The sequence below is a fragment of the Desulfocicer niacini genome, assembly GCF_054657595.1.
The window spans coordinates 1-14,903 of the sequence record NZ_BAAHYK010000044.1; the positions used below are offsets into that span (position 1 = coordinate 1).

The following is a 14,903-nucleotide window of genomic DNA, read 5'->3' on the forward strand; positions in this document are numbered from 1 at the left end:
AACAAAACCATTATTGCTGCTGATGTTTTTTCAAGAAACGCCCGCTCGGGGCTGTCGGCCCACAAAAAAATCTGTACCGGCAGTACCGTTGAGGGATCGGTGAACCCGCCGGGGATGTCCACGATAAATGCCACCATGCCGATCATCAGCAATGGCGCTGTTTCTCCCAGTGCCTGGGCCATGCCGATGATGGTACCAGTGAGCATGCCGGGCATGGCCAGGGGCAGTACGTGGTGGGTGACCATCTGGGTTTTGGATGCCCCGATGCCAAGGGCCGCTTCCCGGATGGAGGGGGGCACCGATTTGAGGGCAGCCCGTCCGGCAATGATGATGGTGGGCAGCGTCATGAGGGTCAGCACCAGCCCCCCCACCAGGGGAGCAGATCGGGGCAGTCCGAATAAATTAAGGAACATGGCCAGCCCCAGCAACCCGAATACAATGGAGGGTACTGCCGCCAGATTGTTGATATTGACCTCAATCACATCGGTCCAGCGATTTTTAGGGGCAAACTCTTCAAGGTAAATGGCCGCCCCCACCCCCATGGGAAAAGAGAGTAACAGCGTGATCATCAGCGTGTAAAAGGAACCGCAGGTGGCACCCCAGATACCGGCAAGTTCGGGTTCGCGGGAATCACCCGAGGTGAAAAAATCCACATTAAACCGTTTTCTGATCCGTTCCTGCTCCATGAGCCGGTCCACCCAGGAGAGTTGCATGTCATTGAGCCGTCGGTTCACCTCGAGCCCATCTCTTTTTATATGCCCCTTCATCAGCATGTCCACGTCATCGTCTGCCGGTACCCACAATTGAATGGTTTTGCCGATATCCTCCGGGTGTTCCTGGACATAATCCATCAATTGAAAGGCTGCCCCTGAGCTGATCATGCCATACAATTGTTTCTTGTCCCGTCGCTTTTGCACCGTCGGGAACATGGTCCTCAATGATGCCTTAATCATGCCCTGGTAATCGGCCTGCTCCAGGTGATCCATATCCAGCTCTTCCGGGTTCAGAAATGCATCTATCTGTACCACCGTCTGCTTGAATGCCGTGTACCCGTTGCTGAAAATGGAAATAAATAAAATGGACAGAAACGTCAGGCTCAGCAGTATGGCTGAAATACCCAACAATCGAAACCGTTTTTCCGAATGGTATCTTCGGGCCAGCCCCTTTTGAACGATTTCAGCGGTCTGGGCAGGTGAACGATGCAGCGCATCCCCATGGCCTGTTGCCCCTGATGGTTTTTTCGTAGTGTTGTCCGCTGTTTTGGTGGGGCGAGTTTCTTTTGATTCTTGACCAGGAATAACCCCCTGGTCTCTCACCGTTGATGTGATTTGATTACTCATATTGCTCCCTGTATTTTCGCACAACGTATAAGGCAATGACATTCAGTATCAAGGTCACCACAAACAGCAACAGCCCCAGAGCAAAGGCAGCCAGGGTTTTGGGACTGTCAAATTCCTGATCACCCACCAGCAGGGTTACTATCTGTACGGTAACTGTGGTGACGGTTTTTAATGGGTTGGCGGTGAGGTTTGCCGAAAGTCCGGCGGCCATGACCACGATCATGGTCTCTCCGATGGCCCGGGAAACTGCCAGCAACACTCCCCCCACAATACCGGGAAGGGCCGCCGGAATTACCACCTGGCGGATGGTTTCCGAGTGGGTGGAGCCAAGGCCGTAGGCACCGTCCCGCAGGGACTGGGGAACGGCATTGATGACGTCATCGGAAAGGGAAGAGACAAAAGGAATAATCATGATTCCCATGACAAGCCCCGCGGCCAGGGCACTTTCCGAAGAGACGGTGACACCCATGCTGGCACCGGCATTGCGAATCAGGGGAGCCACCACCAGGGCGGCAAAGAACCCGTACACCACTGTGGGGATACCAGCCAGGATTTCCAGCAGCGGCTTCACCACTGCCCGTGCGCGACGATTGGCATACTCAGAGAGGTAAATGGCTGACATAAGTCCGATGGGAACGGCCACAAACATGGCAATGGCTGAGACCATGAGGGTGCCTGTAAAAACCGGTATGGCCCCAAAGGCACCGGATGACCCCACCTGGTCGGCCCGGATGGCCATCTGGGGACTCCATTCCAGGCCGAAAAGAAATTCCGTCAGGGGGATGGTTTTGAAAAATCGAAGGGCTTCATACAGCACTGAAAGCACGATGCCGATGGTGGTGAGGATGGCAACGGCGGAACAGCCTATGAGCAGCACCTGCACCACTTTTTCCACATGATTTCTGGCCCGTAAATCAGGAGAAATCAGTTTCCATACGCCAAGGGTTCCCCCCATGGCCATCACCAGTACAATGACCCACAGGGCTGCACGGCTTATTCCTCTAAGGTGATGATAGTGATCTGCTGCCACCTGCATCACGCCATTTACTTCTCCGGAGACGATGTTGCCATTGACCAGGTTGCCGATGTCGTTGATGATCAGGTTCAGTCGATCTGCAGGAAGGGTCTGTATCTCCTGGGGCAGCTGGGATACCACAAGTTTAATGATGATGCCCGGCTCAATTATCATCCAGAGTGAAAATATAATTAAAGCAGGTATGGCACACCACAGGGCGGCCAGGGTGCCATAATATGCTGGACGGGAGTGCAGGGATGCCGGTCCGCCCTGGGTTTGGGAAACGGAAAACGCCTGGCGCTTTCCAAAATAGAATCCTGCCGCGGAGAGCAGCAGCAGTACAATGATCAGATTAAATGGTGTCAAAACAGTCCCCACTTTATGGTTTCATGGTCACTCATTTTTTAGAGGACCATCAATTCACGTCAGTTGGGTATATACCTGTTTAGCATTAGTTAACGTTTAGGGGAATGTTATAATTTTGTTAGGGGGAGGAATTTTTCTGTTCTCAGTTTTTCCGGCAGGGCTGCCTTGAACGTCATGGGTAAGCAGCCAAAAAAACCGACGATACTCGTTGGGCGCTTTCCCCTTACGACTTTGATTATAAACCGAGTATCTTTACTGTTTTAATTGAAATTTAATATGGATAAATGATCCATTCACTTTTAATTCCATTTTAATCAGTTTCTAATATTTTGAATGTATTGTTCGCCCAATGATATCTTTTTGAAGTTTGCCTATATCTCAATGAATTATTCAGGAGCAAAACATGATTTCTTTCACGCAGAGGTCCGTAATTTCCAAATTGAATGCAAGGCTGGGATTGAAAGCAAAAATGGTTATCGGGGCATCTTTTCTGGTCATGATTCCGCTTGTGGTGATGGGGTATATTTCCTGTATCAAATCCACCGGAGCCATGGAACAGGTGGCCGTCACTCAGTCCCTGCGCATTGCAGATGGGCTGGCCCAGTCCGTGGAACGTTTTTTAAAAGAACAAAGGCTCATTTCCCAGGCCATGGCCACCAGTTACAGCAGTTTTGGCGGTATGGATATTCGGTTTTATGGCGGTATGGGAATAGATGAACTCACCGCAAAACGGGTCAATGAGAGTTTGTTGAAAAACATTGAGGCCCTGGATAATTGGATTATATCTTTAAGTCAAATGACAAGGTTGCCGGATTTGCCCCGGTAAAAATTAAGCAGTGGAGTGTCGCTGTCACCCAGGAGAAAGGGGAGTTTATGGCCGTTGCCCAGGATATTCAGGATGGGGCCACAGTGGTGACCCAGGCCCAGGAGACATTTAAGGAGGTGATTGCGTCTGCCACCCAGGTGGGACTGTTATTGAGAGGCATTTCAGAAACATCCCTGACCCAGGCAAATGATGTTGAACGGGTAAACCTGGAGGTGGAGCAGATGAGCCGGGTGGTTCACCATAATGCATCGGCTGCTGAAGAATCGGCATATGCATCGGAACTGTTGCGGCAGCAGGCATTTAAGATGCAGCAGATGCTTGGCAGCATGGCTGTGCTTGTGGGGGGAAGGGGGGCTGAAAAACGTCTGCTTGAGTCCACGATCAATGGGGCAGCAGATTCCTCCTTGGAATCCATGACCATTCCGGCACCGGTAACTCGGAATGGATCCGTGGTGAATCAAAAATCCCTGTTTAAATCACCAGCACTGGTATATGACTCTTCATTTTATCCCATGGATAACCCAGCCCGTGACAAAAAGGTGAAATTCCTGAAAGCCGGATGACTTTTGAGGCTTGACAAGTGTCAAGTCCTTTTGAGGGAATACCCGTGTATTATCCTGTTTTATCAACCACCCTTCTCTGCGATATTGAAAAAAGGCTACTGAGGAGTTACATCTTTGTGATGGTGGATATCCAGCGCTCCGGTACAATGCTGGAAAATTTTTGGTAAACAGGTCCCATGGCCTTTTGGATTCCTTTTTTCTGGGCTGCGTTGAGCACTGTTATTACCGGCTGACCATGGGTCGCGGCATAGGATCTGATCATTGCCGACTGCTTGATATCAAGTTCCCGGGCTTTTTGTCTCACATCCTGTGTCACTTCATCCAGAATGGTGTTCAGTTTTTTCTGGATCATTCTGGGCAGCGTGTTCCAGAAAGCATCATTAATGATCACCACATATCCCAGATATCCATGATCTGAAAAGGTCATGTACCGCTGTACCTTATGAAAGTTACCTGTGTAGATGTTTGATGCCGTATTTTCCTGCCCATCCACAATTCCCCGCTCAAGGGCATCATACACCTCCTGGAAAGGCAGGCGGATTCCCGAAGCTCCCAGGGATGTCATCTGGGATTCCAGAACGTCGGAACTCATGATTCTGAATTTAAGTCCCTTGAAATCATCGGGGGACAAAAGGGGGGTGACATTACAGGTGAACTGTTTAAAGGCATTGTCCCAGAAGGTCAAAAGGCGGATACCAAGGCGGCGGTGCAGAAAAATATCCTTCATTTCCTGTCCGATGACACCGTCAATGGTGGCATGCACCGAATGGATGTCGGAAAAGAGAAAGGGCATGTCAAACAGCTGCAGGGCGGGAACCATTCCCATGAATTTGGCAGAAGAGGGTGCTGCCATTTCAAGATCACCGGCAGCCAGTGCTTCAATGGCCTGATTGTCCTGGTAAAGTGTTCCATTGGGAAATACATCCACTCGCACTTTTCCATGGAGTTCCTGGTTGACGCGCCGGGCAAATTCCTTTGCTCCCCAGCCTTTGGGAGTGTTTTCGCTCACCACATGGGAAAAACGGATGACAATGGGGGCATCTGATGCCATGGATCTGCCCAGTATACCCGCCATCATCAGCGCTAATAAGAAAAACCCATATTTTATCTTCACTCCTGCCTCCCTTTTATCATTGATTCCTGCGACGAGGCTTTGAACCCCACCATGAAATAAAATGGTGATTCGGATTTTACAATCAAGGCATTTTTGAGGCAATAAGAGAATTTCGGATTGTGATGTAGGTAAAAAACCTACAAATACAATAATATTGTTTTATTTCAGTGTGCTATATGTCTATGTAAGAAAAATACCTACATGATAATCAGAAATACACGCATTGATCTTTCACCATGGCGCTGTTAAAAAAATAACATGCAGCATTTTCCAACAAGATCCATTTACACAACCCATTACATATTAACTCAAGGAGAATTTCATGAAAAGTAAACACCTTGCTCTTATCACGGGAATCTGTCTTTTTTTTGCCATGTCACTGATTTTTTCAGCATCCGCCTTTGCAAAAAAAGAAAGAATAATTTTTGGTGGTGGTCCTGCCGGTGGTACTTTCCAGGTGGTGGCCAATGCCATTCAGGTTTTTAAGCCCATTAAAGCTGCCGAAAACTTCAAAGTACAGGCCCAGTCCTCAGCCGGATCCGTGGAAAATTTAAGAAAAACCAATGCCGGGCGGCAGCACATGAGCGTTGTCTATTCTGGTCATGTATGGCTGGGCAGCAAAGGTAAGATGAAAAATGACACCACGGTATATGAGAATGTCAAGGCCGTATCCTATCTTTATGGTGCGCCAGGTCAGCTGGTTGTCCGTGCCGGTTCCGGCATTAAAAGCGTAAAAGACCTTGTGGGTAAAAAAGTGGGCGTGGGTAATGCCGGTTCCGGTGCCTTTGCCAATTGTGAACTTTTCTTTTCCTACATGGGCGTCTGGGATAAAATTGAAAGAAATGCCATGGGTTACAATGATGCGGCCCAGGCCTTTGGAAACAATCAGCTGGACGCTTTCTGGCTGTTTACCGCATTCCCAAGTGGTGCTGTTATCATGGCGGCCCAGACCAATGACATTGATTTGGTCAATCTGGGAGCCGATGCCGAAGCTGCTGGATTTTTCAAGGAATATCCTTATTTTTCAAAACTTGTTATCCCCGCCGGTACTTACAAGGGTGCTGACTATGATTCTCCTTCCTTCCAGGACTCTGCTCTGTGGGTTGCCAACGCCGATGTTTCCCCCGATGTCGTGTATGAAATGCTTTCCATCATTTACAGCGACGAAGGTCTTAAACATATGATCAGCCAGAAAAAAACATTTAAAGAAATGGCCGTTAAAACCGGTATTAAGGGAATCGTTACTCCCCTTCACCCCGGTGCTGAAAAATTTTGGAAAGAAAAAGGTCTCTTATAATTCATAATTCTCCATGGTGCAGATGAGATGGTTATGATGACGGTATCGTCTGCACCGCCCCACTCAATCCTACCAGCCGGTTTCTTTAAACTTAAAAAAGAACCATAACAACAGGCGGCCAACAGTGTACGAAAAATTAAATCGATTTGAAAAAATAGTATTTGATGTCTGTTCGGTGATTCTTGTGCTGTTTTATTCCTATGCCGCGGTCATACAGCCGGCATCCACTCAGTATCACAGGGGCATCTATGTTATCATCACCTATATCCTCATTTTTTTGCTTTATAAATCCAAATCCACCATTATGCGAATTGTGGATTATTTGTTAATACTGTTATCCATTTTCTGCGTGGGCTATTGGATTTTGAATTTTGAAGCCATCAATTACCGCACCGGTGCCGAGACCCAGTTTGACATGATGGTGGCCATTGTGGGTGTTTTGATCGGTATTGAACTGGCCCGTCGGGTGGTGGGAAACGTGTTTGTTTTCATCGGTGTTATTATGCTGTTTTACGGGGTGTATGGATATAAGGCCCCGGATTTGATTTCCCATGCGGGTGCACCTTTCACAGAACTTTGTACCAGTATTTTTTATAAGAGTGACGGCGTGTTTGGCATCATGGCCAATGTGCTTGCCACCTATGTGATTTTATTTGTGCTTTTTGGTGCCTTTCTGGAAAAATGCGGTGCCCAGCGATTCTTTATTGACTGGCCCCTGGCGGCTGTGGGTCATAAGCTGGGAGGTCCCGCCAAGGTATCTGTTATTGCCAGTGGTCTTTTCGGGTCCATTTCCGGCAGTGCCATTGCCAATACCGTTTCCACCGGGGCATTCACCATCCCCATGATGAAAAAAGCCGGATTTAAACCCCATGTGGCCGGTGCCATTGAGCCGGCTGCCTCCATTGGCGGCATGTTCATGCCCCCCATTATGGGTGCCGGGGGATTTATCATGGCAGAACTCACCGGTCTTCCCTATTCCAGAATCATGCTAGTGGCCATTTTTCCCGCTTTCATGTATTTTTTTTCCGTTTTTGTCATGGTGCACTACGAAGCCAAGCGTTTCAACATTGTGGGCGAAAAATCCGAACACAGCGCCATGGAAATTTTTAAACAGGAATGGTTCTATATTCTTCCCCTGGTGCTGATTACCGTCTTTATGCTAACGGGTTTTTCCCCGGGATATTCCGCCATCATCGGTCTTATTTCCTGCATTGCCATCAGCTGGGTGAGAAAGGATACCCGCATGGGGTTCAAGGAGTTTGTTGAAGCTTCCCGTGAGGGAACTGAAAACAGCCTCAAGGTGGGTGCCACCGTGGGAATTATCGGTATCATCATTGGTGTGTTGACCTTCTCCGGCCTGGTGCTGACCTTTGCCGATATCATGATTGAACTTGCTGGCGGATCTCTTTTAATGACCATCATCATGGTGGCCATGGCCTCCCTGGTATTGGGAATGGGGGTTCCGGTTACAGCCGCCTACCTTATCACCGCCGTTGTGGCCGTACCGGCTCTGACCCATCTCGGGGTCAACGAACTTGCCGCCCACATGATCGTGTACTGGCTTTCCCAGGATTCCAATATCACGCCGCCGGTGTGCATTGCCGCCTTTGCCGGGGCTACCATTGCCAAGGCAAACATGTGGAAGACAGCCTTCACCGCCTTTAAATTTGCCAAGTTCCTGTATCTGGGGCCGCTTCTTTTCGGTTATGTCCCTGGATTTTCCCTGGACGGTTCCACCATGGATATCACCAAGGCCTTTATCTTCATCGTCTTGGGTACCTGGGCCTATTCCTGGTTTTTCAGCTTTATCTGGATCGATTACGTCAAAGGAATGTTTCGGAAGAAAGCTGCCTGATCATCATAACACTTCAAAAGTACTTTACGCTTCCCGAACAGATTTCCTTATTTTGTGGAAATTATTTCAAGAAGGTGTAAAGTACTTTTTTAATTTAAAAGCAGTGGGCTGCCCACTACCCATCTCCATCATAAGAGGTTAAAATGAAGTTACCCCAAGTAAATGTATCCAATATTTTGTATCCCACAGATCTGTCGGACAATGCCCGGTATGCCTTTGCCTATGCCGTGAGCCTTGCGGATCTTTACCAGGCAAAGATTACCATCCTGCATGTCATGCCCGAAGAACAGAACATTATGGAAGCCAATGTTTCCGGATATATCAAGCAGGAAAAATGGGATGAGATTAAAAGTACCCATTATAATGAGACCCGGGAGTCCCTGATTGCAAAAAAGCGGGATCATGTGCTCATCCGGGACGTGCTGGATCAATTTTCCCAGGATGTTCGCAAGGATAATGAAACCAGCCTTGCCGATGAGATCATCATTGAGCGGGGCAACCCGGTGAAAGAGATTTTAAAGCAGAGTAAAGAGCGAAACTGTGATCTTATTGTCATGGGAAGCCGGGGACACTCCACCCTTGCCGATGTGATGATGGGCAGTATCACCAAGCGTGTGCTTCGACGCTCCCATGTGCCTGTGCTGGTGGTGCGTCTTCCCGATGAAGATTAAACCTTGATATTTACCACTACAGCGATACTGTTCAAAAAAACCCGTCAAAGGTCCATTGGCCCTTGATGGGTTTCTTGTTTAAAGATCTGGTAAGTTTTTGTATGAACAGGCTTCTTGGAATATCCACAGCCCCCATGGATGCAAGATGTGTGGTGGCCACCTGGCAGTCAATGAGATCAAATTTCAGGGCCGTCAGATGATGACATAGGGCGGCCAGGGCCACTTTGGAGCTATTGCTCACAAAGGAAAACATGGATTCCCCAAAAAAGGTGCGTCCCAATGAAATCCCGTAAAGCCCCCCCACAAGAACTTTGTTCTGCCAGGTTTCCACGGAATGGGCCAGGCCCATTTCGTGGAGATGGATGTAAGCCGGGATCATGCCGTCCACCAGCCAGGTCTCTTCACCTTTCCGTGTGCGCGAATCTGCACATGCCGTGATGACTTCCCTGAAACAGGTGTCCATGGTGATGGTGAACTGGCCTTTCCTTATGCATTTTTTAAGGCTTCGGGAGATATTGATGTTGCGGGGAAACAGCACCATTCTGGGGTCCGGGGACCACCACAAAAGGGGCTCTCCATGGGAAAACCAGGGAAAAATACCATTCTGATAGGCCAGGATCAGGCGCTGGGGGGACAGATCCCCCCCCACACACAGCAGTCCGTCTTCCCGTGCCAGGTGGGGCGGGGGGAAAACAAGGGCCTCCGATAATCTGAAAACCGGCATTTATTTTTTATAATTAAAGGAAATTTCGTTGTTGCGAATGCCCAGGGAGACGGTGCCACCCTTTTCCAGCTGACCAAACAGGATCTCATCTGTGAGATTGTCTTTAATACGGGTCTGGATTACCCGATCCAGGGGACGGGCACCAAACTTGGGATCATAACCTTCCCGGGCCAGCCAGGATCTGACTTTGGCGTTGTACTTTAAGGTAACGTTTTTGGGCTTTAACAGCTCTCTTAGTGCCTTCATTCCCTTGTCCACAATTAGTTCCATGACCTCATGGGACAAGGCGTTGAACTGGATCATGGAATCCAGACGATTTCTGAATTCGGGGCTGAAGGTGCGTTCAATGGCCCGGGAGCCCTTGGCTTTTACATCTTGTACCTGATCTCCGAATCCAATGGTGTTGGCAGTCATGTCCCTTGCCCCGGCATTGGAAGTCATGATGATCACCACGTTTCTGAAATCAGCTGATTTGCCGTTGTTGTCCGTCAAGGTGGCATAGTCCATGACCTGGAGCAAAATATTAAATAGATCCTGGTGGGCCTTTTCAATTTCATCCAGTAACAGCACCGAATGGGGGTTTTTGCGGATATTGTCTGTGAGGATACCACCCTGCTCAAATCCAACATAACCTGGAGGGGCACCAATTAGTCGTGACACCGCATGTTTTTCCATGTATTCGCTCATGTCAAACCGTAGAAACTTCACCCCCATGTGAAAGGCCAGCTGTCGTGCCACTTCCGTTTTGCCCACCCCAGTGGGTCCGGTGAAAAGAAAGGAGCCAATGGGGCGGTCCGGGGCTGAAAGTCCGGCCCTGGAGCGTTTGATGGCAGTGGCAAGGGTTGCAATGGCAGTGTCCTGGCCGAAAATCACATGGGATAGTTTTTTATCCAGATTTTCAAGGTTTAATTTGTCCGTTGCGGTGACGCTGGTGGCAGGGATCCGGGCCATTTTGGCAACGGTTTTTTCAATGTCTCCCACCAGAATGTTTTTGCGCCGGGCATTGTCGGACAGGCGAATCAGGGACCCGGTCTCGTCAATGACGTCAATGGCCTTGTCCGGAAGAAACCGGTCGTTGATGTGTTTGGCTGAAAGGCGAGCCGCAGCTTCCAGGGCCTCATCGGTGTAGGTAAGCCCATGGTGTTCCTCGTAGCATCCCTTGAGACCCTTTAAGATCTCAATGGTTTCATCCACACTGGGTTCCGGAACTTCAATTTTTTCAAACCGCCGGGAAAGTGCCCGGTCCTTTTCGAAATAATTTTTGTACTCTTCATAGGTGGTGGACCCCACGCATCGGATGCTGCCGGTGGTCAGGGCCGGTTTTAAAATATTGGATGCATCCATGGAACCGCTGCTGGTTGCACCGGCCCCCACCACTGTGTGGATTTCATCAATGAATAACAGGGCGTTTTCCTTGTTTTCCAGGGCTGTGATGACATCCTTTAACCGCTGTTCAAAATCGCCTCGGTACTTGGTGCCTGCCAGCAGTGCCCCCATGTCCAGGGCAAACATTTCAGCATCCTTGAGAAACGGTGGAACTTCATCCTGAAATGCCTTCAGGGCAAGACCTTCTGCCAGAGCGGTTTTTCCCACACCGGGGTCCCCCACGAATACCGGGTTGTTTTTCCGTCTTCGACACAGCACCTGAAGGGCTCTGTCCGTTTCATTCTCACGACCGATGAGGGGGTCAATTTTTCCCTTCGCCGCTTTTTTTAGAAGATCAATGGTGAAAAGTTCCAGGGGACCTTCTTTTTTGGTTTTCTGACCGGGCCTGGGTGTCGGTCGGATGGGATCAAGGCCTGGGCCCGGGGGAGGGGTGGTGGGGCCTGCACTGTGGGATATATAGTTGAGGACATCCAGGCGGCTAATGCCTTCTGCTTCCAGGTAAAAGGCGGCATGGGAGTCTTTTTCCTGGAAAATGGATGCCAGGATATCTCCTAAATTTACTTCTGCTTTTTCAGCGGATCGGGCATGGTTGATGGCTCGCTGGATCATGCGCTGGAATCCAATGGTCTGCTGGAGGACATACTCTTTTTCATCGTCCATGGCAGCCATTTTTTCCTTAAAAAAGATATCCAGATTCCTTTTTATATTTTCTGGGTTTCCCCCGCATTCTTTTACTGTTTCAGCACCTTTGCCATGTGTCAGGATGGCATAGAGGACGTGCTCCACACAGACATATTCGTGCCGTCTCTTTTTGGCCTCTTTGACTGCCGCACCCAATGTTGCGCTCAATTCTTTGCTTATCATGGCTACTCCTTCTCCATTGTGCTTTTTAAGGGAAATCCCTGCTCCCTTGCAAGGTTGTGTACCGTGGTGACTTTTGTTTCTGCAACCCCATGGGTATATACGCCGCAAAGTCCCATCCCTTGTTCATGAATATTAAGCATTATCCGGGTTGCTTTATCAAGGGATTTTCCAAAAATTGTCATTAAAATTTCCACAACAAAATCCATGGTGGTATAGTCATCGTTGTGCAGAAACACCTTGTACATGGGGGGTTCTTTTTCCCTGTGCGAGGCATCTGATGTGATTTCTTCCCGGATTTCCGGATTGGTAATACTCATTTGTACATCACGCTCCACAGCATTTTTTGTATTTTTTACCGCTGCCGCAATTGCAGAGATCATTTCTGCCTATCTTTGCCTGGGATCGTTTCACCGGTTGTCGAGGCAGAGATTTGTCCGAGCCGGACAGGATCAGATTATCGTTTTCGGGTTTCTTCATGACAGGTACCTCTGCGGAAGGGGCTATCTGAATTCTGAACAAAATGCCCAGGGTTTCTTCCCGAATCCGCTCAATGAGGCCCTGGAACATTTCATAGCCTTCTTTTTTATAGATAATCAAGGGATTCTGCTGGGCATAACTTCTAAGCCCGATGCCTTCCTTGAGATGATCCATGTTTAGGAGGTGCTCTTTCCACAGGGTGTCCACGGTCTGAAGCATGATGTAGCGCTCCAGCTGCCGGGCGTCTTCTTCCCCGATCATGGCCTCTTTGGTGGCATACAGTGCCAGGGCCTGGTCAGAAATAAGCCGGGCACCTTCATTGGCATCTGCTGCCTGGGCCGTGATGGTCTCCGGGTTGATTTTAAAATCAAACTGGCGCTTTACGGCATCGGCGATACCCTTCCAGTCCCATTCTTCCATGGGCAACTTGTCTTCCTTAAAGCGATCCATGATGTCAAAGACTTTTTCTTCGATCATTTCAATGATTTCAGATTTGAGATCTCCTTCCTGTAATGCCTGGCGCCGCTGGCGGTAGATCACCTCCCGCTGCTGATTCATCACGTCATCATATTCAATGAGCTGCTTTCTGATTTCAAAGTTGTGACCTTCCACCTTGGACTGGGCGTTTTCAATGGCCCGGCTGATAAGTTTGTGCTCAATGGGTTCGCCTTCGTCAATGCCCATGCGATCCATGATGGCGGTGATCCGTTCTCCGCCGAAGATTCGTAGCAGATCATCTTCAAGGGAGAGATAAAACCGGGAAGAACCTTCATCCCCCTGGCGGCCGGACCGGCCCCGGAGCTGGTTGTCTATTCGCCGGGATTCGTGGCGTGAGGTGCCCAGAATATGAAGTCCCCCCAGCTCTTTAACACCCTCGCCAAGGACAATATCCGTTCCACGGCCTGCCATGTTGGTGGAGATGGTGACAGCCCCCCTCTGACCAGCATTGGCCACAATTTCGGCCTCAGCCTGGTGGTGCTTGGCATTTAAGACAGTGTGCTTCACTCCCATTTTTTTAAGTTTTTTACTAAGATCTTCGGATACATCTATGGATATGGTTCCCACCAGCACCGGCTGACCCTTTCGATTCAGCCGGATGATTTCCTGTATGGCGGCATTGTATTTTTCCGTCTGGGTTTTATAAATGACGTCGGGAAAATCCTTTCGTATCATGGGACGATGGGTGGGAATCACCAGAACATCCAGATTGTAAATTTTCTTAAATTCAACGGCTTCGGTTTCGGCTGTGCCGGTCATGCCGCTCAGCTTATCGTACATGCGGAAAAAATTCTGAAAGGTGATGGCGGCAAGGGTCTGGTTTTCATTGGCTATTTTTACCTTTTCCTTGGCTTCCAGGGCCTGGTGAAGCCCTTCACTATAACGTCTTCCGGCCATGAGTCTGCCGGTGAACTCGTCCACAATGACCACCTCGTCGTTTTTTACGATATAGTCCACATCCCGCTTGAACAGAGTGTGGGCCTTTAAGGCCTGTGTCAGATGGTGAAGGGTCTCAATGTTGCCGGGGTCATAGAGGTTTTCCACCCCCAAAAGTTTTTCGCCCTTGGCCACACCGGCTTCGGTGAGCATGACACTTTTGGCCTCTTCATCAATGGTATAATCTTCTTCCCTTTTAAAGGCCGGCATGATGGTATCCGCCTGCTGGTACAGGTGGGTGGATTTTTCCGCAGGCCCGGAGATGATCAGAGGTGTTCTGGCCTCATCAATGAGAATACTGTCCACCTCATCCACAATGGCAAAATTAAGTTCCCGCTGGGCCAGAGATTCCCGGTCAAACTTCATGTTGTCCCGGAGATAATCAAATCCGAACTCGTTGTTGGTACCATAGGTGATGTCCGCGTTATAGGCCTTTTTTCTTTCTTTGTCATTCATGTCATGGATGATAACGCCAACTTTCATGCCAAGAAAACTGTATATTTCACCCATCCACTCGGCATCACGCTTGGCAAGATAATCATTTACCGTTACCACATGAACGCCTTTTCCGGACAGGGCATTGAGATAAGCGGGCAGGGTGGACATGAGGGTCTTTCCCTCTCCGGTTTTCATTTCTGCGATAATTCCCTGGTGCAGGGCAATGCCGCCGATGAGCTGGACATCAAAGTGACGCATGTTGAGCTTGCGCCAGGAGGCTTCCCGCACCAGGGCAAAGGCTTCGGGCAGCAGCTCATCAAGAGTTTCCCCTCCCTGATACCGGTTCTGAAATTCAACGGTCTTTCCGGTTAGTTCCACATCTTCAAGCTGCTGGAAATCCGATTCCAGTGCATTTATTTTTTCCACCAAGGGTAGAAGTTTTTTTATTGCCCGATCGTTGCTGGAGCCGAATATTCTGGTGAGTAAACTGAAAACCATGTCGATAAATTACCTTAAAAAGTTGAAAAAAATTT

The 14,903-nt window shown here is 49.1% G+C and carries 12 protein-coding genes; 5 read left to right on the forward strand and 7 right to left on the reverse strand.

The annotated features are described in order from the left end of the window. Together pstA and pstC are read right to left on the reverse strand one after the other, a co-directional pair. Positions 1-1,340: phosphate ABC transporter permease PstA (gene pstA, locus ACYQ2M_RS19710; protein WP_459918092.1), on the reverse strand; the 1,340-nt coding region annotated here is incomplete at its 3' end. Continuing rightward, positions 1,333-2,721 (reverse strand): phosphate ABC transporter permease subunit PstC, encoded by a 1,389-nt coding sequence (gene pstC / locus ACYQ2M_RS19715; RefSeq protein WP_459918093.1) that lies wholly within the window; start codon positions 2,719-2,721, stop codon positions 1,333-1,335. The genes pstC and pstA, both read right to left, overlap by 8 nt. Before the next feature lie 403 nt (positions 2,722-3,124). Between pstC and ACYQ2M_RS19720 the strand changes: the two genes are divergently transcribed. Both ACYQ2M_RS19720 and ACYQ2M_RS19725 read left to right on the forward strand, forming a co-directional pair. Beyond that, positions 3,125-3,547, forward strand: a complete 423-nt coding sequence (locus tag ACYQ2M_RS19720; protein WP_459918094.1) for a hypothetical protein — start codon at positions 3,125-3,127, stop codon at positions 3,545-3,547. After that, entirely contained in the window at positions 3,496-4,110 is a 615-nt protein-coding gene (locus tag ACYQ2M_RS19725) for a hypothetical protein (RefSeq protein ID WP_459918095.1), read from the forward strand. The genes ACYQ2M_RS19720 and ACYQ2M_RS19725 overlap by 52 nt, the downstream gene beginning before the upstream one ends. Positions 4,111-4,216: 106 nt before the next feature. On the opposite strand, the gene ACYQ2M_RS19730 is transcribed toward ACYQ2M_RS19725, so the two are convergent. Then, complete coding sequence (locus ACYQ2M_RS19730; RefSeq protein WP_459918096.1) at positions 4,217-5,224, reverse strand: DctP family TRAP transporter solute-binding subunit; 1,008 nt, start codon at positions 5,222-5,224, stop codon at positions 4,217-4,219. A gap of 322 nt (positions 5,225-5,546) precedes the next feature. Between ACYQ2M_RS19730 and ACYQ2M_RS19735 the strand changes: the two genes are divergently transcribed. From ACYQ2M_RS19735 to ACYQ2M_RS19745, 3 genes are all read left to right on the forward strand, one after another. After that, positions 5,547-6,521 carry a TAXI family TRAP transporter solute-binding subunit gene (locus ACYQ2M_RS19735; protein ID WP_459918097.1) on the forward strand — a complete coding sequence of 325 codons (975 nt, stop codon included), beginning with the start codon at positions 5,547-5,549 and terminating at the stop codon, positions 6,519-6,521. Positions 6,522-6,645: 124 nt separating this feature from the next. Next, positions 6,646-8,376, forward strand: coding sequence for a TRAP transporter permease (locus ACYQ2M_RS19740; RefSeq protein ID WP_459918098.1), 1,731 nt, complete (start codon positions 6,646-6,648; stop codon positions 8,374-8,376). A 143-nt stretch (positions 8,377-8,519) separates the two neighbouring features. Beyond that, positions 8,520-9,047 (forward strand): universal stress protein, encoded by a 528-nt coding sequence (locus ACYQ2M_RS19745; protein ID WP_459918099.1) that lies wholly within the window; start codon positions 8,520-8,522, stop codon positions 9,045-9,047. Between the two features lie 31 nt (positions 9,048-9,078). On the opposite strand, the gene aat is transcribed toward ACYQ2M_RS19745, so the two are convergent. Genes aat through secA form a run of 4 tightly spaced genes read right to left on the reverse strand, consistent with a single transcriptional unit; the run spans position 9,079 to position 14,868 of the window. After that, entirely contained in the window at positions 9,079-9,771 is a 693-nt protein-coding gene (aat, locus tag ACYQ2M_RS19750; RefSeq protein WP_459918100.1) for a leucyl/phenylalanyl-tRNA--protein transferase, read from the reverse strand. Further along, positions 9,772-12,021 (reverse strand): ATP-dependent Clp protease ATP-binding subunit ClpA, encoded by a 2,250-nt coding sequence (gene clpA / locus ACYQ2M_RS19755; RefSeq protein ID WP_459918101.1) that lies wholly within the window; start codon positions 12,019-12,021, stop codon positions 9,772-9,774. 2 nt (positions 12,022-12,023) lie between these two features. After that, a complete protein-coding gene (gene clpS / locus ACYQ2M_RS19760; RefSeq protein WP_459918102.1) occupies positions 12,024-12,338 on the reverse strand; it encodes an ATP-dependent Clp protease adapter ClpS in 315 nt (104 codons plus the stop codon). A gap of 7 nt (positions 12,339-12,345) precedes the next feature. Continuing rightward, positions 12,346-14,868 (reverse strand): preprotein translocase subunit SecA, encoded by a 2,523-nt coding sequence (gene secA / locus ACYQ2M_RS19765; RefSeq protein ID WP_459918103.1) that lies wholly within the window; start codon positions 14,866-14,868, stop codon positions 12,346-12,348. Between the last annotated feature and the right edge of the window lie 35 nt (positions 14,869-14,903).